Genomic DNA, 21,966 nt, shown 5'->3' with positions numbered 1-21,966 from the left:
ATAGTATAAAAATAAGAACATGACTATGATGATCTTTCCTGCACCTTACCTGATCATAGAGATAGGTAAGCGCTGAACAGGAAAAGTCTGCTAGAATTTCAGCAACTTTTTACATATAAAATAATTGTGGGAAAATATATGAGTAAGGCCCTACCTATCGCTGTCGCTGTATTACTCGGCGGTGCCGCACTTGTTCCTGTTTACTATGCAACTAAAACACCTGCTACGCAATCAGCAACATCAACTCAACCAGCTGCAAATGCTTCTGCTGTCGCTAAAATCAGTTATGCCCTTGGTTATGAAGTTGCCCATCAAACGCCTCCAGAATTAGATATTGATAGCTTTGTCACTGGCGTTCGTGCAGGCCATGCTCGTGCAAAACCTGCATATACTGAAGAAGAATTACAAAAAGCATATGCTGAGTTCCAGCAAGAAATGCAAAACAAGCAGCTTGAAAGCAATAAGCAAGCACAAAGTAGCAGTGATAATTTCTTAACGGAAAACAAAAGCAAAGCGGGGGTTAAAACCACTGCTTCTGGTTTACAGTACCTAACAACGAAAGAAGGTACAGGTAAACAACCGCAAGCTACATCAGTTGTTAAAGTTCACTACACAGGTAAGTTAGTAGATGGCACTGTATTTGATAGCTCAGTACAGCGCGGCGAGCCAATTGAATTCCCGTTGAATCAAGTGATTCCGGGTTGGACTGAAGGTCTACAGTTAATGAAGGAAGGTGGTAAAGCCACTTTGTATATTCCTTCAAACCTAGGTTATGGTGCTCAAGGTGTTCCAGGAACGATTCCACCGAACAGTACTTTAATTTTTGATGTAGAACTCATTGAAGTTAAATAATAAAACCGGTACAGGAGAGCTTTTCGCTCTCCTGCTTTATTTTGAGACTCGGTCATGAAATTACAGATCAGTATGTTGTGTTTGGCACTCTGCTCAAGCACTGTATTTGCCAAAGATGTCAGTAATAAAAGTAGTGCTGCAGAACAAGTGGGTTATAGTTTTGGTTATTTAATGGGACGCAGTAATGCTGAATCCATTAAGGATTTAGATATTGATGCATTTGTTGCAGGTTTAAAGGCAGCATCTAAAGGTCAAGCTTCGTCATTAACAGATGAAGAAATGACCCGTGCCTTAACCCAATATAAAAAGCAAACCGAAGCGAAACAACTGATTGAACTGAAGCAAAAAGCGGATGCGAATGCCACCATTGGTTCAGCTTTCCTTGCTGAAAATGCCAAAAAACTGGGCATTCAGGTCACGAAATCTGGCCTGCAATATCAAGTCATTCAAGCCGGCAAAGGTAAATCACCTAAAGCCAATTCAACAGTGAAAGTTCACTATGAAGGTCGCTTAATTGATGGCACTGTTTTTGATAGTTCAATTGCACGTAACCAACCTGCGATGTTCCAAGTGAGCCAAGTCATTCAGGGTTGGACGGAAGGTCTACAGTTGATGAAAGAAGGTGCAAAATATCGCTTCTTCATTCCTGCAAATTTAGGCTATGGTCAAATTGGTTCAGCAGATGTCATTGAGCCAAACAGCACGCTGATTTTTGATGTAGAGCTCATTGAAGTTCTCCCGAAATAACAATACTCCCTTCAGGAGCATCGACAAATCTCGGTGCTCCTCAATATTTCTTCTTTCCATTATTTTCTTTTACAATTTTTTTGATTGATTTGACTTAAAATTCACATTGATATCTTATATTTATTTCACAAAAACCAATTTCCCTTTATTTTAAATCTCCATCAACTGCGTAGCCGCACATAAGGATTTGACCATGACCGTTAAAATTAAGACTCGCGAAATTCAATATACAGCAGCTGATGGAACTCAACTTTTTGGCTATTTTGCCGCACCAGAGTCAGACACTGCAGTCGCAGGTGTGTTAGTTGCCCCGGAATGGTGGGGACGCAATGAATATACCGAACAACGTGCGCGCGAATTGGCTGAACAAGGCTATGCTGCTTTCGCTTTGGATATGTATGGTGACAAAAAAGTCACCACAGATGCCAAGCAAGCTTATGAATGGATGATGCAGACTTTTGATCATGCCGACACCATTGTGACCCGTGCGTCTGCTGCATTAAACACTTTGGCACAGCAAAAGGAAGTAAATGCAGATAAACTCGCAGCTATAGGCTTTTGCTATGGCGGAAAAGTCGTGCTGGATTTAGCTCGTTCAGGTGCTGAATTAAAAGCAGTGGTGACCTTCCATGCAACACTTGCTACAGCGACTCCTGCACAAACAGGACAAGTCCAAGCAGAGATTTTAGTGCAACATGGTGAGCTCGACTCGATGGTGAGCTTAGATGATGTTGCAACCTTTAGAAATGAAATGGATGCTGCCCAAGTGCAGTATCAAATCAATATTTTTGAAGGTGCAAAACATGGCTTTAGCAACCCGATGGCGGATGAACGCGCCAAAGCAAACGGCGTAGATTTAGCTTATAACGCTGCTGCAGAACAACAAAGCTTAGCGGCCATGTATGCTTTGTTAGCACGCCAGCTTAGTTCTTAAAGCGCTAAGAACCAATACCAATATTTAATTTATAAAAATGAGGAGAGCACAATGACAGAACTCAATTGTCCATATTGCAATTTTGACGAATATGACGTGATTGCAAAAAATGATTTTGGTGTTGTACTTCCTGAACCACATACACTGTCTAAAGGGCATGCTGTCATTGTCCCGCTACGTCATGTTGGTTCATTTTTTGAAATTACTGATAAAGAACGTAAAAGTTTAATGTCCTTACTTGAACAAGCGCGTAATGAATTAAATTTACGCTATCACCCCACTGGCTTTCATATTGGGTTTAATGATGGACAAGTTTTTGGCGAAGCCACTGAACATGTGCATATTCACATTATTCCACGTTATGAAAACCAAACATTGGCGCTCGATACCCGCTGGGGCTTTAAAAGCTAAACTTTAAATTTACACTCACTAAGGAGCCTCGGCTCCTTTTTTGATGGCCACTATTTTTGCATTTCCCCTGATATACAGTTTTCGTTTTGAACAAAAAGAATGCCTATTGAAAGATGTATACTAGGCAGGTTTTTTCAATTTTGACTGTATTGCATGTTTAACTTTTCTGATGCCCTTCTCGACTGGTTTGATGTCCATGGTCGTCATGACTTACCGTGGCAAGTGAAGGATGACCCTTACAAAGTATGGGTTTCAGAAATTATGCTACAACAGACTCAAGTCAAAACCGTCTTACAATATTTTGATCGATTTATTCAACGGTTTCCGACTGTTGAAGATTTAGGCCATGCCTCTTGGGATGATGTGGCGCCCTATTGGGCTGGCTTAGGCTACTATGCACGGGCTCGGAACTTACATAAAGCCGCGGGTATTGTTGCACGTCAGGGACATTTTCCAAGCAATCTTGAGCAGTGGATGGAACTACCAGGCATCGGCCCGTCTACCGCGGGTGCGCTGATGTCTTTAGGTTTAAGACAATATGGCGTGATTATGGACGGCAACGTCAAGCGAGTATTGTCTCGATTCTTTGCTATTGAAGATGATTTATCGAAACCTGTACATGAACGGGCCATGTGGCAACTGGCGACAGAGCTCTGCCCCACTGAACGCAACCACGATTATACCCAAGCGATTATGGATCTTGGTGCAACGGTATGCACGCCGAAAAAGCCGCTCTGTTTATATTGTCCCATGCAACAGCACTGCAAAGCACATGCTCAAGGTTTAGAGACTGAATTACCTTATAAAAAGCCTAAAAAGCCTGTTCCAGTGAGAGAGGCCCAAGTCATGCTGATTCAATCTGCAGGAGAATGGCTTTGGATACAACGTCCGAATAGCGGGCTATGGGGTGGTCTGTGGTGTTTACCTATTTTTGATCAACACCATGAGTTTCAATCCCACACTCAGCAGCTTGGACTGAAACCTACCACCACTCAAGTGCAGATATCACATAGCTTTACTCACTTCACTTGGCTTTTAGAGGCTACTGTATTTACTGTTGCTGCCGATCAAAAAGAGCATTTAGCCATTGAATGCAACGCGCAGTGGTATACCCCGATACAAGCCACTGCTCTCGGTATTCCTACTGCCATGAAAAAACTCATTTCTACGCTAGAACTCGAAAGCTATTCTATGCCATAGTTTTGAACTGCTCATCAATTGTATAGGGACAAATGTGACTCAAGAATTTTTTCAGCTTCGCAAAGGGTTGTTCGGCGGTATTGGTTTTATGTTGCTTTTACTCAGCGCCTGTACGTCGACTCCACCCAAACCATCAGGCAGTACATTGCCTGCTCATGAAGTGAAAAAATTACAAAACATGCGTTTATCCAATCAATTGCCTGTTCCTGTTCATCAAGTCAAACGAAGTGCGCTTAAGGATACTTGGGGCGCAGCGCGTAGCCAAGGACGAAGCCACGAAGGCATTGATATTATTGTTCCACGTGGAACAAAAGTCCTCAGTGCTACAGAAGGTTTAGTTGCTGACTTACGTAATAACAATTTGGGTGGTAAAGTGATATGGATTATGGGGCCCGCAGGTTCTTGGCATTATTATGCGCATCTTGATGGTCATAAACGTGGCTTAAATGTCGGCGACTATGTCAAAAAAGGTGATGTCATTGGCTATGTAGGTAATACTGGCAATGCTCGACATACTGCACCACATTTGCATTATGGCATTTACTTGGGTGGTAAAGGTCGCAATGCCGTTAACCCCTATCCGTATTTACGTTAATTTTAGGAAACATACATGTCAGAAGCGTTGATCAATCGTCTGGTGGAATTTGCAGAATCTGGTAATCAACAAAAAATCAGCCTCAATGGGCAGTCTTATCAGGGCTGGATCATGGAGATCACTGAAGAAGCATTACTCATCAGCACTGGCTACGCAGACAAATCAGGTAAAGATGTATGGATTCAATTTGCCGATCTCGATCAAGCGGAACTGTTGTATTGGGACAATAAAAACGATCAATGGACTGTCTTTAAAATTTAAGTCAAAAAGGAGCATTCAACATGACGATACAACGCTGTGCTTGGTGCTCCGAAGATCCTTTATATATTGCCTACCACGATACTGAGTGGGCTAAACCCAGTTTTGATGAGCAGCATCTCTTTGAAATGCTGTGTCTTGAAGGACAGCAAGCAGGGCTGTCTTGGATTACTGTGCTGAAAAAGCGGGCCTGTTATCAGCAGCATTTTTTTCAATATCCCATTGCCGAAATTGCAGCGTTGAGTGACCTACAATTACAAGAAAAATTACAAGATTCAGGTTTGATTCGTCATATCGGCAAACTCACTGCCATTCGAGATAATGCCAAAGCATGGCAACAGTTAAAAGCCCAAGGGATTCATCCTGTGGAATTTCTTTGGAGTTTTGTCGAAGGTCAAATTGCCAATAATGATGTAGTTGAATATCGCAGCGCCCCTGCACAAACCGCTCAAAGTCAGGCCATGTCCAAAGCATTAAAACAGCATGGTTTTAAATTTGTCGGCCCAACGACTTGCTATGCTCTGATGCAAGCTATCGGCATGGTCAATGATCATGAAAATCACTGTGACTTTAAATACACACATGCAGAATGACCTCAAAACATAAAGGATAGAATAATGAGTGACAATACAATCCACGCCTATGCAGCAATGAACAGTGGTGAAGCCCTTGTTCCCTACCAATTTGATGCAGGTGAATTACAAGCCCATCAGGTCGAAGTTAAAGTTGAATATTGCGGGCTTTGTCACTCAGATATTTCTATTATCCAAAATGATTGGAAATCTTCGGTATATCCTGTGGTCCCAGGACATGAAGTGATTGGAACCATTACACAACTCGGCAGCGAAGCAAAAGGACTCAAAGTCGGACAGCGTGTAGGCATTGGCTGGACAGCAGAAAGTTGTCAACACTGTGACTCGTGTATCGATGGTCGCCAAGTGCAATGTACTGGAACCAAGACGGCGACAATCGTCGGTCATGCAGGTGGCTTTGCCAACAAAGTGCGTGCAGGCTGGCAATGGGTTATTCCCCTTCCGGATGATCTCGACCCAACCAGTGCTGGCCCTCTACTCTGTGGTGGGATTACGGTATTTGATCCCATTTTACAGCACCAAATTCAGGCCATTCACCATGTTGCCGTGATCGGCATTGGTGGTTTAGGTCATATGGCGATTAAACTGCTCAAAGCTTGGGGCTGTGAAATTACCGCATTCAGCTCAAACTTAGATAAAACCGATGAACTTAAAGCTATGGGGGCTGACCATGTGGTGAATAGTCGTGATCTTGCCGCGATTAAAGCACAACGTGGTAAGTTCAATTTAATTTTAAGCACGGTCAATGTGACGTTGGATTGGCAAGCCTATCTTTCAACTTTGGCACCGAATGGAAGCGTTCACATGCTCGGCCTAGCACTTGAGCCGATGCAAATCCCCGCAGGTATGCTGATCAGTGGTGCTAAATCTGTCACTGGCTCATCAACAGGCTCTCCTGCAGCACTGCGTGAATTACTTCGATTCGCCGCACGTCAAAATATTGCACCTCAAATTGAAATGTATCCAATGTCTCAGGTGAATGAAGCGATTGAACGTTTGCATTCAGGAAACGTGCGTTATCGTATCGTGTTGAAAGCTGATTTTTAACGGCAAAAATCTAAGCCCAAAAAGCCTGCTGCATGCAGGCTTTTTTTTGTATGCTTTATGGACTCATTAATCTAGATGACATTTGTGTTTCTGCATTCCTTACGCACCCAATCTGCAAGCAACAAAATGGCCTGCTGAATATCTACAGACAACTCATGCCCGGCATTTAGACGAATACAGTTGTTATAACGATTGTCCTCACCAAAAATTAAACCTGGCACAATGTTGATGCCATGTTTTTGCGCATGGTAATACAGCGCCAAACTGTCTATTTGTTCAGGCATCTGCAACCACAGTGCATAACTGCCTTGAGGCCGATTTAGACGGATATCAACCCCTTGAAAAGCATCGTAAATATACTGACGATACTGCTCGACTTGCCCCATTAATTTAGGACGCAATTCAGCAAGATGTTGGCGATAAGCACGACTAAAAATCAAATCTGCAAGTCCTAACTGCAAAGGCGTATTCACCGAATCATTTTGCAAAAGTAATTTGGGACGCAAATGTTGCAAATGTGGTGGAAGACAAAACCACCCCACCCGATAAGAAGGCGACAAAGATTTTGAAATCGACGCACAATAGATCACATAGCCCGCCCGATCCCAATATTTGATAGGCAATGGTCGCTTTGCATTGAAACTACACTCCGCATAAATATCATCTTCAATCACATAACATTGATATTTTTCAGCGAGTTGTGCAATTCGTTCCTTATCTTCATTACTTAAACAAAAACCCAAAGGATTTTGAAAATTTGCAGTCAATAAGCATACTTTCGCGCCTGAATCCCGCATCGCCTGCTCTAAACGATCTAAATCAAAACCTTCCGTATTGGCAGGAATTTCAACAATTTTCCGCTTTAATAAAGCCAATAATTGCAATTGCCCGTTATAGTTCGGCGTCGGAACAATGACACTCTCCCCTTCCGCACTCAGATTTTGCAACATCACTGACAAAGCAGGCATACAACCATTGCTGATGTAAATATCATCCTTAGGCATGTAAAAACCATCTTCAGCCCAATGTGCCGACAAAGCTTCACGCAATTGTGGATGACCTTGCCGATTGTTATATAAAAAATCTTCTGGTTTACAATGCTTTAATGCCCTTTGGATTGAACGTCTGATTGCTTCAACAGGAACAAAATTGGGGGACAACTGAATTGAACCCAAATGAATCAGGCGACTATTTGCAGATGCTTCATGGATCTGAATTTGCAATTCTAAATTCGAAATTTCACGAGGTTGGGAATCAAAATCAGGATGATTCGGCACGGCAATTTGCTGGGCTTTCTGTGAGGATTGCACAAAATAACCAGACTTTTCTTTGACATAAATGAGGCCTTTGGCTTCAAGTAATTCATAGCAGCGTTTCGCGGTATTTAAACTGATCTGATGCTGCTGTGAAAATTGACGTAGCGCATACAGTCGCTGCCCTGCGGCCAATTCACCACTATAAATTTTCTGTGCCAACTGCTGCGCAAGCTGCTGATATTGAAAAGCCATCTGTACCCTTTTTTTAATCATTCTTGTATCTGTACCCATTAAGTTAACAGATTTAAGCTGATGGCATCAGGTTGATATCTCAAAAATAACGATAGGGGGACAATTAAATGAATGACTTCACACAGCTTCGAGCGGGTCTAATCATCATCAGCACACTCACGCTTATGGCGTGCCAACCCGAACAGCACACTCAAGCTCAAAGCCAGCAAAATTTTATCTGTAAATCTTTAATTCAAGGTTTTTTGAGTGCCCAAAAACTGACGCAATATGAACTTGAGCAGATCCAACCGATCACTAGCGGCGGGTTACATCAGCAGCTATATATTTATAAATCCAAATCTGAAAACGGCATGAATATCATGCCGCAGCAAGCCAAACTTCGCTTTGCCTGTGAACAAATGACCGCGCGGCAATTTCAAATCAAGCTACATCCGCATCAATTTCCAGAACAGACCTTACTCAGTATCGAACTTCCAGAAGCACAGCACATGCAGCAGTTGACTGCTTTTCGCCTGCCTGAGATGCAAAGTCATTGATCGTTCATATTGAACTGAATCATTACTGCTGCTTATTTTAAAATTTCGGGAAATGCCGTTGCAGTTTTGCTTTTACCCAACTGCACTTTCATTTTTTGTAGCATTTGATAAGGCTGTTGCTGCACAAACATATTCACGAAACTGAGCGGAATGGAACCTTCCGGATTGGCGTAGCCATAGGTCGAAACTTTGACCTTTTGATTGCCTAAACGCTGGAAGGTCCAATCGCCCTCATAGTCGGTTAGGCGTACATAATTGGGATTGATCGGATAACCTTTTTTCACCGCTTTATTTTGGATGCTAATAATGCCCTGTGCATCTTTACGCATTTTGCCTTGTACCACCAAATCACGGTCTTTTAAGGGAAAAGGAAAATCCAACACCATATATAAACTGAATTCACCTTTCTGGTCATCGCGGGATAAGACTTTGACACTGCCCATATAAGGGACCCAATTCACTGCATTTTCCACATCTAAAATCAGGGTAACCGCTTTTTCGATGGGCACATCAAAACTGGTTTCAGCTTTGTATTGAAAGACAGGATTTTGAGCATTTTGGTAGGTCCAAACTTTAATATTATTTTTATTAATCGTGAGTTTGGCATTATCCATAGTTTTCGCTTGTACTGCCGCAGTGAATGCGACAGCACAGGCCATAAAGATGACTTTTTTCATTCCATTGATCGTCTTATTTTAATTTTATGCTGTTGTTATAACGGATTTTAACGCGCTTTTATACGTCAATATCGTTAAAACCCAGTACATCTTTCATATCGTACTTACGTGCTTCACGACCGACTACCCATGCAGCTGCACGTACTGCACCAGAGGCAAAGTTCATACGGTTGGTCGCTTTATGGGTAATTTCAACACGTTCGCCATCCGCAATAAACATCGCAGTATGTTCACCAACAATGTCACCACCACGAATCGTTTGGAAGCCAATGGTTTGACGTTCACGTGGACCCGTATGACCTTCACGGCAATACACAGCATCTTGTTTTAAGTCACGTCCTAAAGCACCGGCAATGGCTTCGCCCCACATCAGCGCTGTACCTGATGGTGCATCAACTTTATGGCGATGATGGGCTTCAATCACTTCAATATCTACAGTATCGCCAAACACTTTCGATGCCAATTCAAGAAGTTTGATTGAAACGTTTACACCGACAGAATAGTTCGCTGCATAGACTACTGGGGTTTCTGTTGCTGTTTCATCGAGATAAGCTTTTTGCTCATCATTCATACCTGTGGTACCAATGACAATCGCAACGCCTGCTTCACGGCAAAGCTTTAGATGCTGTGCCGTTGCTGCAGGTGCAGTAAAGTCGATCACGACATCACAATCTTTTAAAACTTCAGCAAGGTTACCAACAACCTTTACGCCAACCGCGCCAATCCCTGCAAGTTCACCGGCATCCGCACCGACCAAGCTACTTTCAGGACGTTCTACCGCAGCAGCCAATTGATAGCCAGCTTGCTGAACCGCCTGAATTAAGATGCGTCCCATACGACCGCCTGCGCCCAAGATACCAATACGTGGAGCTGCTGACATAACATTTTCCTAATGTTGATTCGAAATTGGTCTTACTATATCAAAACTCCATGCGCAGGCTAAGTTGCAAACAAAAAAATCCTGTATTTTCCGAAAGACTTTTGCAAATCAAGCTCTTCGACAGACGCTGACTATTCCCTCACCAAGTTTGGGTATTTTCACGGTATGATAGGCACGTTCTATTGATCTTGAATATTCATGAAAACCCTATTGTATCTTTGTGCGGCAGTCTGTATTGCACTGGCATGGCTGATTCCGATTCATTACCGACCTTGGGCCACATATACCGGTGAGCTTTATACCTTCTTTGCCCTGTTTGCCTTAGCGGCAACGTTCTTTAAAGAAAAGCTCATGGTGGCAAAAATTTCCTTGCCCCTGTTGCTTTTAGCGCTGATTCCCTTCGTCCAATTGGCTTTTGGGCAGGTGTATTATTTTAGTATTGCCTTACTCTGTATGCTGTTTGTGTTCAGCTTCTGGCTATGTATCAATCTTGGTTTTAGCCTATCTCAAGGTACGGAAAAACGCGAAAGAACCTTCCTATTCCTGAGCTATACCTTTGTTGCTTCTGGGGTCATGACAGGGCTCTTCGCAATATGTCAGTGGTTAGATTTCGACTCGTTTCTTCCTTTTGTGATGAAAATTAGTGGAACTACGCGCCCATTTGCAAACTTTGCTCAGCCGAATAACATGGCCACGTTTCTGCTCATGTCCTTGTTAGCCTGCTTATATGTTTATGAACAGCAAAAAGTTAAAACCCGCTATTTGGTCGCTTGTGCAATTCCTATTTTAATTGGGGTCGCGCTCAGCCAATCTCGCACCTCTTGGGTAGCAAGTATTTGCGTCCTAATCTATTTGGCTTATGCACAGTACAAAGATTATATCCGTCTTCGCTGGTTTTACAGCTTGGCATGGTTTATCGGCTTTGTGGCACTGATTGTATTGATGCCAAAATTAAGTCAAATCATGAGCCAAATGTCCGACATGAATATTCAAGAAAGTCGTGACGTAGTCAAACGTGCTGGTGGAGATATGTCTCGGTTAGCCATTTGGCAACAAATGGCACATGCCGTGGCTGCACAGCCTTGGTTTGGCTATGGTTGGCATCAAACCAGTAGTGCTTTTGTCTCGATCTCTGACACGGTGCAAGGGCCTGTATGGATTCGTAGCTCACACAATTTTATTTTGGATTTCTTATTGTGGAATGGCGCCATTATTGGTGTGCCGTTCTTGGCCTATTTCGCCTATTGGGGCATTCAATTACAGAAGTTAGCCAAGTCTGCATTATCTGTGATTGGCCTATTGATGGTCGGTGTCTTCGTTATTCATGCCATGTTGGAGTTTCCGCAAAACTACGCATATTTCTTACTGCCTGCGGGTTTTATTATCGGGGTTCTTCAAGCAGCGAAGCCACAGACGGCTACTTTGAGCCTGTCTCCGTGGTTTATCCGCATTGTTTTCGTGATTGGCGCTGTGCTGATTACGGTGATTTATCGTGATTATGCCAATGCAGCGATTCAGCTGGGTCAGGCATCAAAATATGAAAAAACACCGGAGAAAATCACCAACCATGCGCCGATCTATTTACTCACGGAATTTAGACATCGGGTAGCGATTATTCGTTTAAATCCATATTCCATCGTTTCTGAACAAACCATTCAGGATACTGAAAAATTGGTTCGCAGCTACCCAGCGAAATACCACATCATTAAATATGCACGTTTATTGGCATTTAATGGTCGTGAGGCTGAAGCACGTCATCAGCTACAGCGTCTTAAAAATATTTATCGGCTCGACATGAGCTATGAGAGTTTATTAACGCCGATAACTCCTCCGAAACCTTAAAATGCTCGATAAAAAAGCCTGCAATTATGCAGGCTTTTTTATACCTGAGTTCACATCACAGCGAACTCAAGCAAATCATTTCAATTAATCAAACAAACGGTCGAAGAATGATTTTTTCTTCGGAGATGATTTATTGTCATCGCCATCCATCGTGTCTTGTAACTCTTTCAACAATTCACGTTGACGAGCCGTTAAGTTCACAGGCGTTTCCACCACAATACGGCAGAGTAAGTCACCGGTCATGCTGGTACGTACAGGTTTCACACCTTTACCACGTAAGCGGAATAATTTACCAGTTTGAGTCCCTTCAGGCACTTTCAAGCTCACACGACCATCGAGTGTCGGAATTTGAATTTCTTTACCCAATGCAGCATCTGCAATGCTTACAGGCACATCCATATACAAGTCAGCGCCATCACGTTGGAAGATTTCGTGTTCACGTACCACCACTTCTACATATAAGTCGCCTGCTTGGCCATCACGGATCGCCTCGCCTTTGCCACTTAAACGTACGCGGTCGCCATTGTCCACACCTGCAGGAATGGTCACCTCTAAAGTTTGCTGACGGTCAGAAACCCCTGAACCATGACATTTATTACATGGGTTCTTAATGATTTTACCTTGACCACGACAGGTGCTACAGGTTTGCTGCACAGAGAAGAAGCCCTGTTGCATACGCACTTGACCGGCACCATGACAGGTTTTACAGGTTTCAACGTCATTCGGATTTTTAGATCCTTTCCCATCACAGGCATCACATGGCGCTGGCGCAGTAAAGGTAATGGTTTTTTTCACGCCTTTTACAGCTTCCTCAAGGGTAAGCTCCATGACATAGCGTAAGTCTGAACCACGGCGTGCGCGTTGCTGACCACCACGGCCACCACCGCCAAATGCGCCACCGAAAATGTCGCCAAACTGACTAAAGATATCTTCTGCGCCAAATCCGCCACCGAAGCCACCGCCGCCGCCCATGCCGCCTTCAAAAGCTTGATGTCCCATACGGTCATACATACTACGTTTTTCGCTGTCCGATAAAACTTCATATGCTTCTGCAGCTTCTTTGAATTTTTCTTCAGCTTCTGGGTTATCTGGATTACGGTCAGGGTGATACTTCATCGCCAACTTACGGTAGGCTTTTTTAATTTCATCATCACTTGCGGTTTTAGATACACCTAAAACCTCATAATAATCACGTTTAGCCATGTCTGGCGATGCTCCTCACGGAATTTAATTTAATACTTAACTGTGGTCTGAAATTGGGGAATCAAACCATTTTTTCAAGGGGTAGGCAGGAAAAAAATAAATCGACTTAGAAAACAGCCTTATTTTTAACGAATTTGGATAGACCTTGGATCCATGCATTTAATAAATACAAAAAGGCAATCGCAGCAAAGACCACACCAATTACCGTGCATGCAGTCACCCAAAGATAGGTGTCCCAATAATAGAAAAATAAAGGAATAAACCACAGTGCGGCAAAAATGGCCATCATGGAATAAATCACGACGGTGCGCATGACCCAAAGCGCTTGGGCTTGGAGCCAAACTTCTGCAGAATCGATTTGAGTCACTTTGCGTGCAAAGCCGTAGGCAAATACACCACTAATCAGGGTAAATAAAGCGAAAAACATGAAGACATAAGAAATCGCAACATAACGGCGATACTTAGCTAAACTCTCTGCTGTCATCTGTGATTCAACCCCGTACACCACAATATGCCGCGCTGCACTTGTGGTTGTTTTACTTTTTAAAAATGTCTTTGTAGATCAGGTGCTACTATAGAGAAAAATTCAATATTTCGCACCCAATATTATGGCACTTTTAAGGATTCTGCTGAGTTTTTTTCACTTTAAACCACTGTGCATATAACGCAGGTAAAAAGAACAAGGTCAGCAGGGTCGCCACGATCAATCCACCCATAATCGCCACGGCCATTGGACCGAAGAAAATACTGCGAGAAAGTGGAATCATCGCCAATACAGCGGCCAATGCAGTCAGCACAATTGGACGGCAACGACGTACCGTCGCATTGATAATCGCATCCCAAGCCGACTCCCCAGACTGAATATCTTGTTCAATCTGATCAATCAAAATCAGTGAATTGCGCATAATCATTCCTGACAGTGCAATCGTGCCGAGCATTGCCACAAAACCAAAGGGTTTATTGAACAATAACAGGAATAACACCACGCCAATAATGCCCAAAGGTGCAGTTAAAAATACGATCATCGCCCGTGACATGCTGCGTAATTGAATCATCAACAAAGTCATGACAACTGCGAGGAATAATGGCATGCCCGCATTTACAGAAGTTTGACCACGTGCTGACTCTTCCACAGTACCGCCTACTTCGAGGAGATATCCATTCGGCATCTCTGCACGTAACTGATCAAATGAATCTTTTAACTCACCCACCACCGTTGCAGGTTGCAATTTACTGCGAATATCCGCGCGCACAGTAATGGTCGGTAAACGGTTACGATGCCAAATCAAACCTTCTTCAAAGCTATACTCAATTTTCGCAATCTGCGCCAATGGCACTGAACCACCATTGCTGGTCGGTACTGCCAAACTGCTGAGCGAACCGACATCCAATCGCTCCGCTTGATCACCACGCATCCGAATTTCAATCAGCTCTCGTTTCTCACGATACTGATTAATCACTGCACCACTGATTGAACTATTCAGGAAATTGGACAGATCTAGACTGGAAACCCCCATTTGACGTGCGCGATCTTGGTCGATGTCCAGTTTAATGACTTTGCTTGGCTCACCCCAATCCAAATGCACATTGGTGGTGTTCGGGTTTTCACTGACTTTTGCAGACACCCGTTGTGCCCACTCACGCACCAAGCTCAAATCTTCACCCGACACGCGAAACTGCAATGGATAACCCACGGGTGGACCATTTTCTAAAAGTGAAACCCGAGTACGTACTTCAGGTAAAAGCTTACGAATTTCTTCTGCTAATGACTGGCGGATCTCATTGCGATCATCTAAAGATGAAGCCAATACCACAAACTGAGCAAAACTGGCTTGAGGTAGCTGTTGATCTAGAGGTAAATAAAACCGCGGCGAACCTGTCCCCACATAAGCCACAAAATTATCAATGCCTTGTTTTTTCGACAAGAACGCTTCGACTTTTTTTACGGCCGCTTCTGTGGCCTTCAGTGAGGCGCCTTCCTCAAGCTTTAAATCCACTAAAATTTCAGCACGGTTTGACGGTGGGAAGAACTGCTGTGGTACAGTTTTAAACATTAAAATCGATAACACAAAGATGCCCACCGTCGCTGCAATCACCGTCTTCCGATAGGTCACACAAGTGTCAACCCAACCACGGAAACGTTGATAAAACGGCGACTGATAAGGATCGTGATGTTCGCCGGCATGATGCACCATCGGCTGAGGTTCGGGCTGCTTACGTAAACGTGCCCACAGGCGCTGATACCACGGGGCTTTTTGTACTAAATCTTTGTTAAAATCTGGCAGTAATTTATCCCCTAGATAGGGAACAAACAGCACCGCTGCAAACCATGACACCACCAATGCGATAGTGACCACTTGGAAAATCGAGCGAGTGTATTCCCCTGTGCTCGATGCGGCTGTGGCAATCGGCAAAAAGCCGGCCGCAGTAATCAATGTTCCTGTCAGCATTGGAAATGCAGTGGTCCGCCATGCATGTCCGGCGGCTTGTAACCGGCTATAGCCCTGCTCCATTTTGATCGCCATCATTTCGACGGCAATAATCGCATCATCCACCAATAAACCGAGTGCGAGAATTAACGCCCCCAAAGAAATCTTGTGCAACCCGACATCAAACATCTGCATACCGGCAAAGGTCATTGCCAAGACCAATGGAATGGAAAATGCAACGACAAGACCTGTACGGAAACCCAAGGAGAAGAAGCTCACCAATAGGACGATAATCACGGCCTCAGCGAGGACTTTCATAAACTCATTGACGCTGCGCTTCACGGCTACAGGCTGATCCGACACTTTCTTCAGTTCCATGCCCAAGGGCAAGGTTTTTTGCAGGCGGGCAAATTCTGTTTCTAGGTTTTTACCCAAAGCCAGAATGTCGCCACCTTTACGCATCGACACGGCAATGCCTAAACCATTTTCACCCATAAAACGCATACGCGGCTGCGGTGGATCACTAAAGCCCCGATGTACATCTGCTACATCACCCAATTGAATGGTTCGTCCATTCACCAATAAGGGTATCTGACGCAGTTCATCAATGTTTTGTAAATTGCCGCTAACACGCACTTGAATCCGGTCTGAATCGGTTTCAAAAAAGCCGGCACTGGCAACCGTGTTTTGCTGCTGCAAGGCTTGTTGAATCGCCGTCACAGGTATGCCAATTTGCGTGGCTTTGGTGTTGGAAATTTCAATCCAAACTTTTTGATCTTGCAGACCAATCAAATCCACTTTCGCAACGTCTTTGACCCGTTGTAACTGGAGCTGTAAACGGTCGGCATATTCCTTCATGGTCGCATAGTCAAAGTCTTTGCCAGTCAGCACATAGATATTACCGAAGGTGTCACCAAACTCATCATTAAAGAAAGGACCTTGCACCCCAGATGGTAATTGATGGCGAATATCATTGACCTTTTTACGCACGGTGTACCAAACATCGGGGACTTGCTGCGAACGTAAACTGTCCTTGGCCACAAAGGTCACCATGGATTCACCAGGACGTGAATACGCCATAATGCGTTCATACTGCCCCGTGGTCATCAGTTCTTTTTCAATTCGATCGGTGACCTGTAGCGAAACTTCTTTGGCCGTTGCACCAGGCCAATAGGTTTGAATCACCATGACTTTAAAAGTAAATGGCGGGTCTTCACTCTGCGACAATTTGGAATAAGAAAATATCCCAACGATGCCCAGCAGAATCATAAAATAAAGGATTAAGCCTTTATTTTTCAGTGCCCACTCAGACAAGTTAAAATTCATTATTTAACTCCTGCCTGAATGTGTACCGCTCGATTTTCACGATCAACAGGTTGTATTTTTTGTTTTTCGCGGAGCAAATGCACGCCGCCAACCACCACAAAATCCCCTGCTTGCAAACCACTAAGTACAGGCACGCTGTCACGTCCGTATTCGCCTAAACTTACCGGAACTTTACGTACCGTATTATCTGCATTGACCACCATCACATACGCCTGCTGACCACTCGCAGACACACTCGATAACGGCACATGCAAAACATTCTGCTGTGCTTTGGTTAAAAATACTCGTGCACTTTGCCCCAGTTGAATGGCACTATTGCCTTCACGCAATGCCACCTTGACACTATATGTACGAGACTGATCGGCAGCAGGACTAATTTCACGTACATAGCCTGCAAATTTTTCCTGTGGTTTCGACCACAAGGTGACCCATGCATCCTGCCCTGTTTTAATTTCAGTAACCGCTTGTTCAGGCACACCAATGACCACGTCACGTTCACCTGCTATCGCCAATTGAAATGCCGGTTGTCCTGCTGCAATCACTTGACCAATCTCAATATTGCGCTCAGTAATGACCCCAGTTTTATTGGCAATTAATTGGTTATAACCGGTCTGATTACGACTCACATCATAATTTGATTGGGCTTGCTTTAAGTTCGACTGTGCCGCTTTATATTGGTTTTCCACAGCATCGTACTGCGAACGACTCACAGCATTGACTGGCAATAATTGCTTAAATCGTTTTAATTCATCTTCAGCAATTTGTGCAGCGGAACGCGCACTTTCAAGCTGCGCTTGTGCTGCATTCAGTTGCAACTGTGCATCTTTGACGTCTAATTTTGCCAAGACTTGCCCGACTCGGACTTGGTCTCCAACATCGACATAGCGCTCAGTGATTTGACCGCCAACCCGAAACGCTAAAGCTGTTTGCTGGCGTGCTTGTACATCACCCGCATAACTTTTTTGTTCAAAATGTGTGGCGCCCGGCTGAGTCACCATCACAAATGGCACTTCCTGTTCCGTTTGGGCTTTATCCTTGCTGCATCCCCATAAGGTCACACTGCAAACGATAATCATGCTGACAACTGTGGTCTTAATCGTACTCATGAAGTTCGCTCTTAATAAAAAGTCTTTTTTAGGGCAGAATATTATTCAATTAATTTGGTTATTTTTTAATTAATAAACCATGCGGTACATTAATTAGATTAATTATCCTAAATCAATGACCTTTTCGCCTTTTTTGGAATTTTTTCAGCAAATGAATGTCGGCCGCCCGAAAGACTTAGAAAAACGACAACGGATTTTAGAGTCTGCAAAACAATTATTTTTAGAAATGGGCTATCACGGTTGCAGCATGAATCAGATTGCCCAACATGCAGGGGTCACCAAACTGACGGTCTATAACCATTTTCAGGACAAAGCCACTTTATTTACCAGTGCAATTGAAGATACCTGTGAATATATTTTAAATACTCGCCCGCGACATCTGCACAGCGAAAGTCATTTTATGCGGGCTTTCGTTGAAATTTGTGAGTTGGGGCTGAACATCATGAATTTGCCAGAAGCCATTAAACTGGATTTATTACTTTTGGAGTTGGCTGCCGAACACAGTCCCTTGGTCGACCAGTTTTTCCGTGCCTCACATTTAAAAATGCGCCAAGTCTGGGAAAAATTTTTTCAAGACGCAGCCGCTTTAAATTTCATTCAGCAGGATCACCCTGCCCGACAAACTGAACTAATTGTGTCGCTACTGATGGGACTACGCCATCAAGAGGTTTTATTGGGCATGCGCCCAGTACCTGAAGCAGCAGAGCGACAGGCCATTATTCACTCTGCCATCGACATCTTTATGCTGAAATATCAACTCGGCACGCAGAGCTAAGCATTTTCTGAAATATTTCAACGCTAAACTGAAACAAATGGCATGGCTATTGCTCATTTACCTAGAAAAGTCATCCGACTTTTGTCTGTACCCCCTTTTGCCACGGCACTTTCGGGGTATAGTCGAGACAGGAATACGCGGAGAAATAACAAATGATTCAACAAATTGATGCTCCATTACGTGAAGACGTACGCTTACTGGGCAATTTATTGGGTGAAACCCTAAAGCAGCATGCAGGACAAGATTTGTTTAATCAGGTAGAGCAAATTCGTGCTTTGTCTAAAGGCGCGCGCGATGGACAAGTTGAAGCCGAAAAACAGTTAGAACAATTATTTTTAAATTTAAAAGATGAAGAAATTCTGCCACTGACCCGTGCATTTACGCACTTTCTCAACTTTGCCAATATTGCCGAACAATACAATGTGGTGCGCAGCCGTCGCCAAAGTGAGTTTGATGAGCAAGCACCATCACCGAATCCACTCGATCATTTATTTGAAAAATTTAAAAGCAATAACATCAGTGCGGACCAACTGTTCCAACAAATTTGTGAATTAAAAATTGAACTGGTCCTGACTGCACATCCAACTGAAGTCAGCCGCCGTACCTTGATCCAAAAATATGATGGGATTAATGATTGCCTGTTTAAAATGGATCAACAAAAACTTACGCCACGCGAACGCAAAGCCGTACTGGATGATTTAAAACAACTGATTTGCTCGGCATGGCAAACAGATGAAATTCGTCAACATCGCCCGACGCCTGTCGACGAAGCTAAATGGGGCTTCACGACCATTGAACAGACCTTGTGGAATGCTGTACCCAAATTCATGCGTGAATTGGATGGCATGGTTCAAGATCATTGTGGCAAGACCTTGCCTTTACATGTTGCCCCTGTGCGCTTTGCGTCATGGATGGGCGGTGACCGTGATGGTAACCCAAACGTCACCCATAATATTACTCAAGAGGTGCTGTGGCTTTCACGTTGGAAAGCTGCCGACCTGTATTTACGCGACATCGAAGACCTGCGTTGGGAACTTTCGATTCAGGAGTGCAGTAAAGAACTCAGTGATGCTTTGGGCCATTTCCACCCTGAACCCTATCGTGAATACCTACGTGATGCGCGGGAACGCCTCAAAGCCACTCGTCACTGGTTGGCACTAAAACTCCGTGGTGAAGATGCTGACGATAGCCAAGTCATTAAAAGCCGCCATGAGCTGCTCGATCCACTATTGGTTTGCTACCGTTCACTGATTGACAGCGGTTTACCTGAAATTGCCAATGGTCAGTTACTCGACTTTATTCATCGAGTGAATTGCTTCGGTATCGAATTACTCAAACTCGATATTCGTCAGGAGTCGACTCGTCATCGCCAAGCGATTTCTGCCATTACTGAATATTTAGGTTTAGGCAATTTTGAAACATGGACGGAGCAAGCCCGTCAAAACTTCTTGATTCAGGAACTCCAAAGCAAACGTCCACTGCTACCGAAGTTTTTAAATGAGCCAAAACAAAGCCTGATTGAACATTCAGATGTACAAGAAGTCTTTGCGACCATGCGCACTTTGGCAGAACAGCCACCTGAAAGTTTAGGGGCTTATATTATTTCCATGGCCGAACATCCGAGTGATGTCTTGGCTGTATTGTTACTGCAAAAAGAAGCCGGCATCAAACAAGCGCTACGTGTCGTGCCACTGTTTGAAACCTTAAAAGATTTGGATGGTGCAGCCCGTACCATGAATACCCTATTCAATATGCATTGGTATAAGCAGCATATTCAGGGTAAACACGAGGTGATGATTGGCTATTCAGACTCAGCCAAAGATGCGGGCTTTATGTCGGCAAACTGGGCGCAGTATCGTGCACAGGAAGAATTAACCGCAGTTGCGAAAAAACATGATGTACAACTGACATTATTCCATGGCCGTGGCGGTTCAATCAGCCGTGGTGGTGCGCCGACACAGCAAGCCCTATTTTCACAGCCACCGGGTTCGATTTCAGGAGCGATCCGTGTCACAGAACAAGGGGAAATGATTCGCTTCAAGTTTGGATTAGAAGGCATTGCCTTACAAAACTTAGAAATTTACACCGCAGCGACCTTAGAAGCGACCTTATTACCACCGCCTGAACCGAAACAGGAATGGCGTCAGCTCATGCACAGCATGACGGATCTGTCGGTACAGGTGTATCGTCAAACCGTGCGTGAAAATCCGCATTTTGTAAAATACCTACGGACTGTAACGCCAGAACTGGAACTGCAAATGTTACCGCTCGGCTCACGCCCAGCCAAACGTAAAGTTAGCGGTGGGATTGAGTCATTACGTGCGATTCCATGGGTGTTCGCATGGACGCAAATCCGTTTGATGCTTCCTGCTTGGCTAGGTACTGGTGCTGCGATTAATCAAGTGATTGATCAAGGTCAAAAGCAGACACTCGAAGAAATGTTAGAGCAATGGCCGTATTTCCAAACGTTAATTGATATGTTGGAAATGGTCTTGTCTAAGGCTGATGGTCATGTGGCGCTGTATTATGAGTCTCATCTGACGGATGACTCAGACCTCAAACAGTTGGGTGAAGAGTTACGTCAGCGTTTACGTGATGCGGTACAAACGCTATTAGCACTCAAAGGTGAATCGAAATTACTCAGCAGTAACGATGTGCTCGACCAATCCATGAAGGTGCGTAAGCCTTATTTATTGCCACTACATTTACTACAAGCCGAACTGATGAAACGCCGCCGTGCATACCTTGCCGAGCGTCAAGCTGAAAATACCCCAGTCGACCATGCGTTGATGGTTAGCATCGCGGGTATTGCGGCAGGTTTGCGTAACACTGGCTAAATCTTCCAAGTTTTCAAAAAGCACACAGAACTGTGTGCTTTTTTTTTGATCAGTCATATTGGTTTTAATTTATTTTGGAATATATAAAATAAGAAAAATTTATGAAGTATTGACTCTTATCCTATTTGATTAATTGCATGATTTAATGCCTTTTTTACAACTTTAAAACTTTTACCATTTGGTAAATTTACATGTAAAGTCATGTAATTA

At 43.8% G+C, this 21,966-nt stretch carries 20 protein-coding genes; 13 read left to right on the top strand and 7 right to left on the bottom strand.

Features of this window, described 5'->3' with window-relative positions:
- The first annotated feature begins 138 nt into the window (after positions 1-138).
- The 9 genes from MST17_RS00325 (at position 139) to MST17_RS00285 (ending at position 6,637) form a co-directional block, all read left to right on the top strand.
- Positions 139-852 carry an FKBP-type peptidyl-prolyl cis-trans isomerase gene (locus MST17_RS00325; RefSeq protein WP_078191625.1) on the top strand — a complete coding sequence of 238 codons (714 nt, stop codon included), beginning with the start codon at positions 139-141 and terminating at the stop codon, positions 850-852.
- A gap of 54 nt (positions 853-906) precedes the next feature.
- Complete coding sequence (locus MST17_RS00320) at positions 907-1,599, top strand: FKBP-type peptidyl-prolyl cis-trans isomerase (protein ID WP_180026204.1); 693 nt, start codon at positions 907-909, stop codon at positions 1,597-1,599.
- A 193-nt stretch (positions 1,600-1,792) separates the two neighbouring features.
- Entirely contained in the window at positions 1,793-2,533 is a 741-nt protein-coding gene (locus MST17_RS00315) for a dienelactone hydrolase family protein (RefSeq protein WP_180026205.1), read from the top strand.
- Between the two features lie 51 nt (positions 2,534-2,584).
- The gene (locus MST17_RS00310; protein ID WP_180026206.1) at positions 2,585-2,944 is read left to right on the top strand and encodes an HIT family protein; all 360 of its coding nucleotides are present in this window, start codon (positions 2,585-2,587) and stop codon (positions 2,942-2,944) included.
- A 153-nt stretch (positions 2,945-3,097) separates the two neighbouring features.
- Positions 3,098-4,144 (top strand): A/G-specific adenine glycosylase, encoded by a 1,047-nt coding sequence (gene mutY, locus MST17_RS00305; RefSeq protein ID WP_180026207.1) that lies wholly within the window; start codon positions 3,098-3,100, stop codon positions 4,142-4,144.
- A gap of 88 nt (positions 4,145-4,232) precedes the next feature.
- Positions 4,233-4,739, top strand: coding sequence for a M23 family metallopeptidase (locus MST17_RS00300; protein WP_180026235.1), 507 nt, complete (start codon positions 4,233-4,235; stop codon positions 4,737-4,739).
- 15 nt (positions 4,740-4,754) lie between these two features.
- Positions 4,755-5,000 (top strand): hypothetical protein, encoded by a 246-nt coding sequence (locus tag MST17_RS00295; RefSeq protein WP_078191630.1) that lies wholly within the window; start codon positions 4,755-4,757, stop codon positions 4,998-5,000.
- A gap of 20 nt (positions 5,001-5,020) precedes the next feature.
- Positions 5,021-5,590 carry a DNA-3-methyladenine glycosylase I gene (locus MST17_RS00290; RefSeq protein ID WP_180026208.1) on the top strand — a complete coding sequence of 190 codons (570 nt, stop codon included), beginning with the start codon at positions 5,021-5,023 and terminating at the stop codon, positions 5,588-5,590.
- A gap of 24 nt (positions 5,591-5,614) precedes the next feature.
- Entirely contained in the window at positions 5,615-6,637 is a 1,023-nt protein-coding gene (locus MST17_RS00285; RefSeq protein WP_180026209.1) for an NAD(P)-dependent alcohol dehydrogenase, read from the top strand.
- 71 nt (positions 6,638-6,708) lie between these two features.
- On the opposite strand, the gene MST17_RS00280 is transcribed toward MST17_RS00285, so the two are convergent.
- A complete protein-coding gene (locus tag MST17_RS00280) occupies positions 6,709-8,145 on the bottom strand; it encodes a PLP-dependent aminotransferase family protein (RefSeq protein WP_180026210.1) in 1,437 nt (478 codons plus the stop codon).
- 107 nt (positions 8,146-8,252) lie between these two features.
- On the opposite strand from MST17_RS00280, the gene MST17_RS00275 reads away from it, so the two are divergent.
- Positions 8,253-8,681 carry a hypothetical protein gene (locus MST17_RS00275; protein ID WP_257222632.1) on the top strand — a complete coding sequence of 143 codons (429 nt, stop codon included), beginning with the start codon at positions 8,253-8,255 and terminating at the stop codon, positions 8,679-8,681.
- Between the two features lie 32 nt (positions 8,682-8,713).
- Here MST17_RS00275 and MST17_RS00270 read toward each other — a convergent pair whose 3' ends face one another.
- Both MST17_RS00270 and dapB read right to left on the bottom strand, forming a co-directional pair.
- Complete coding sequence (locus MST17_RS00270) at positions 8,714-9,358, bottom strand: START domain-containing protein (RefSeq protein ID WP_180026211.1); 645 nt, start codon at positions 9,356-9,358, stop codon at positions 8,714-8,716.
- A gap of 58 nt (positions 9,359-9,416) precedes the next feature.
- Positions 9,417-10,238 (bottom strand): 4-hydroxy-tetrahydrodipicolinate reductase, encoded by an 822-nt coding sequence (gene dapB / locus MST17_RS00265; RefSeq protein WP_078194102.1) that lies wholly within the window; start codon positions 10,236-10,238, stop codon positions 9,417-9,419.
- A 198-nt stretch (positions 10,239-10,436) separates the two neighbouring features.
- Between dapB and MST17_RS00260 the strand changes: the two genes are divergently transcribed.
- Positions 10,437-12,080, top strand: coding sequence for a PglL family O-oligosaccharyltransferase (locus MST17_RS00260; RefSeq protein ID WP_180026212.1), 1,644 nt, complete (start codon positions 10,437-10,439; stop codon positions 12,078-12,080).
- 84 nt (positions 12,081-12,164) lie between these two features.
- Here the strand turns inward: MST17_RS00260 and dnaJ are convergent, their stop codons facing one another.
- The 4 genes from dnaJ to MST17_RS00240 form a co-directional block, all read right to left on the bottom strand.
- Positions 12,165-13,283 (bottom strand): molecular chaperone DnaJ, encoded by a 1,119-nt coding sequence (dnaJ, locus tag MST17_RS00255; protein ID WP_180026213.1) that lies wholly within the window; start codon positions 13,281-13,283, stop codon positions 12,165-12,167.
- A gap of 106 nt (positions 13,284-13,389) precedes the next feature.
- A complete protein-coding gene (locus MST17_RS00250) occupies positions 13,390-13,767 on the bottom strand; it encodes a hypothetical protein (protein ID WP_078194105.1) in 378 nt (125 codons plus the stop codon).
- A gap of 133 nt (positions 13,768-13,900) precedes the next feature.
- On the bottom strand, positions 13,901-17,038 hold the full coding sequence (locus MST17_RS00245; RefSeq protein ID WP_180026214.1) for an efflux RND transporter permease subunit: 3,138 nt from the start codon (positions 17,036-17,038) through the stop codon (positions 13,901-13,903).
- Positions 17,038-18,144: an efflux RND transporter periplasmic adaptor subunit gene (locus tag MST17_RS00240; RefSeq protein ID WP_180026215.1), complete on the bottom strand. Its 1,107-nt coding sequence runs from the start codon at positions 18,142-18,144 to the stop codon at positions 17,038-17,040. Before MST17_RS00240 ends, MST17_RS00245 begins: the two co-directional genes overlap by 1 nt.
- Before the next feature lie 151 nt (positions 18,145-18,295).
- Here MST17_RS00240 and MST17_RS00235 point away from each other — a divergent pair, with 151 nt between their 5' ends.
- Positions 18,296-18,919 (top strand): TetR/AcrR family transcriptional regulator, encoded by a 624-nt coding sequence (locus MST17_RS00235; protein WP_180026216.1) that lies wholly within the window; start codon positions 18,296-18,298, stop codon positions 18,917-18,919.
- A 152-nt stretch (positions 18,920-19,071) separates the two neighbouring features.
- Positions 19,072-21,756, top strand: a complete 2,685-nt coding sequence (gene ppc / locus MST17_RS00230) for a phosphoenolpyruvate carboxylase (protein ID WP_180026217.1) — start codon at positions 19,072-19,074, stop codon at positions 21,754-21,756.
- Positions 21,757-21,966 lie beyond the last annotated feature (210 nt).

The organism is Acinetobacter sp. YH16056_T (genome assembly GCF_024605895.1).
Taxonomy (GTDB): Bacteria; Pseudomonadota; Gammaproteobacteria; order Pseudomonadales; family Moraxellaceae; genus Acinetobacter; species Acinetobacter amyesii.
This window is presented reverse-complemented; position numbering and strand designations above follow the sequence as displayed.

Bases quoted from the DNA above. Each gene is read 5' to 3' on its own strand.
- MST17_RS00325 (WP_078191625.1), top strand. From the start codon at position 139: ATGAGTAAGGCCCTACCTATCGCTGTCGCTGTATTACTCGGCGGTGCC.
- MST17_RS00320 (WP_180026204.1), top strand. From the start codon at position 907: ATGAAATTACAGATCAGTATGTTGTGTTTGGCACTCTGCTCAAGCACT.
- MST17_RS00315 (WP_180026205.1), top strand. From the start codon at position 1,793: ATGACCGTTAAAATTAAGACTCGCGAAATTCAATATACAGCAGCTGAT.
- MST17_RS00310 (WP_180026206.1), top strand. From the start codon at position 2,585: ATGACAGAACTCAATTGTCCATATTGCAATTTTGACGAATATGACGTG.
- mutY (WP_180026207.1), top strand. From the start codon at position 3,098: ATGTTTAACTTTTCTGATGCCCTTCTCGACTGGTTTGATGTCCATGGT.
- MST17_RS00300 (WP_180026235.1), top strand. From the start codon at position 4,233: ATGTTGCTTTTACTCAGCGCCTGTACGTCGACTCCACCCAAACCATCA.
- MST17_RS00295 (WP_078191630.1), top strand. From the start codon at position 4,755: ATGTCAGAAGCGTTGATCAATCGTCTGGTGGAATTTGCAGAATCTGGT.
- MST17_RS00290 (WP_180026208.1), top strand. From the start codon at position 5,021: ATGACGATACAACGCTGTGCTTGGTGCTCCGAAGATCCTTTATATATT.
- MST17_RS00285 (WP_180026209.1), top strand. From the start codon at position 5,615: ATGAGTGACAATACAATCCACGCCTATGCAGCAATGAACAGTGGTGAA.
- MST17_RS00280 (WP_180026210.1), bottom strand. From the start codon at position 8,145: ATGGCTTTTCAATATCAGCAGCTTGCGCAGCAGTTGGCACAGAAAATT.
- MST17_RS00275 (WP_257222632.1), top strand. From the start codon at position 8,253: ATGAATGACTTCACACAGCTTCGAGCGGGTCTAATCATCATCAGCACA.
- MST17_RS00270 (WP_180026211.1), bottom strand. From the start codon at position 9,358: ATGAAAAAAGTCATCTTTATGGCCTGTGCTGTCGCATTCACTGCGGCA.
- dapB (WP_078194102.1), bottom strand. From the start codon at position 10,238: ATGTCAGCAGCTCCACGTATTGGTATCTTGGGCGCAGGCGGTCGTATG.
- MST17_RS00260 (WP_180026212.1), top strand. From the start codon at position 10,437: ATGAAAACCCTATTGTATCTTTGTGCGGCAGTCTGTATTGCACTGGCA.
- dnaJ (WP_180026213.1), bottom strand. From the start codon at position 13,283: ATGGCTAAACGTGATTATTATGAGGTTTTAGGTGTATCTAAAACCGCA.
- MST17_RS00250 (WP_078194105.1), bottom strand. From the start codon at position 13,767: ATGACAGCAGAGAGTTTAGCTAAGTATCGCCGTTATGTTGCGATTTCT.
- MST17_RS00245 (WP_180026214.1), bottom strand. From the start codon at position 17,038: ATGAATTTTAACTTGTCTGAGTGGGCACTGAAAAATAAAGGCTTAATC.
- MST17_RS00240 (WP_180026215.1), bottom strand. From the start codon at position 18,144: ATGAGTACGATTAAGACCACAGTTGTCAGCATGATTATCGTTTGCAGT.
- MST17_RS00235 (WP_180026216.1), top strand. From the start codon at position 18,296: ATGAATGTCGGCCGCCCGAAAGACTTAGAAAAACGACAACGGATTTTA.
- ppc (WP_180026217.1), top strand. From the start codon at position 19,072: ATGATTCAACAAATTGATGCTCCATTACGTGAAGACGTACGCTTACTG.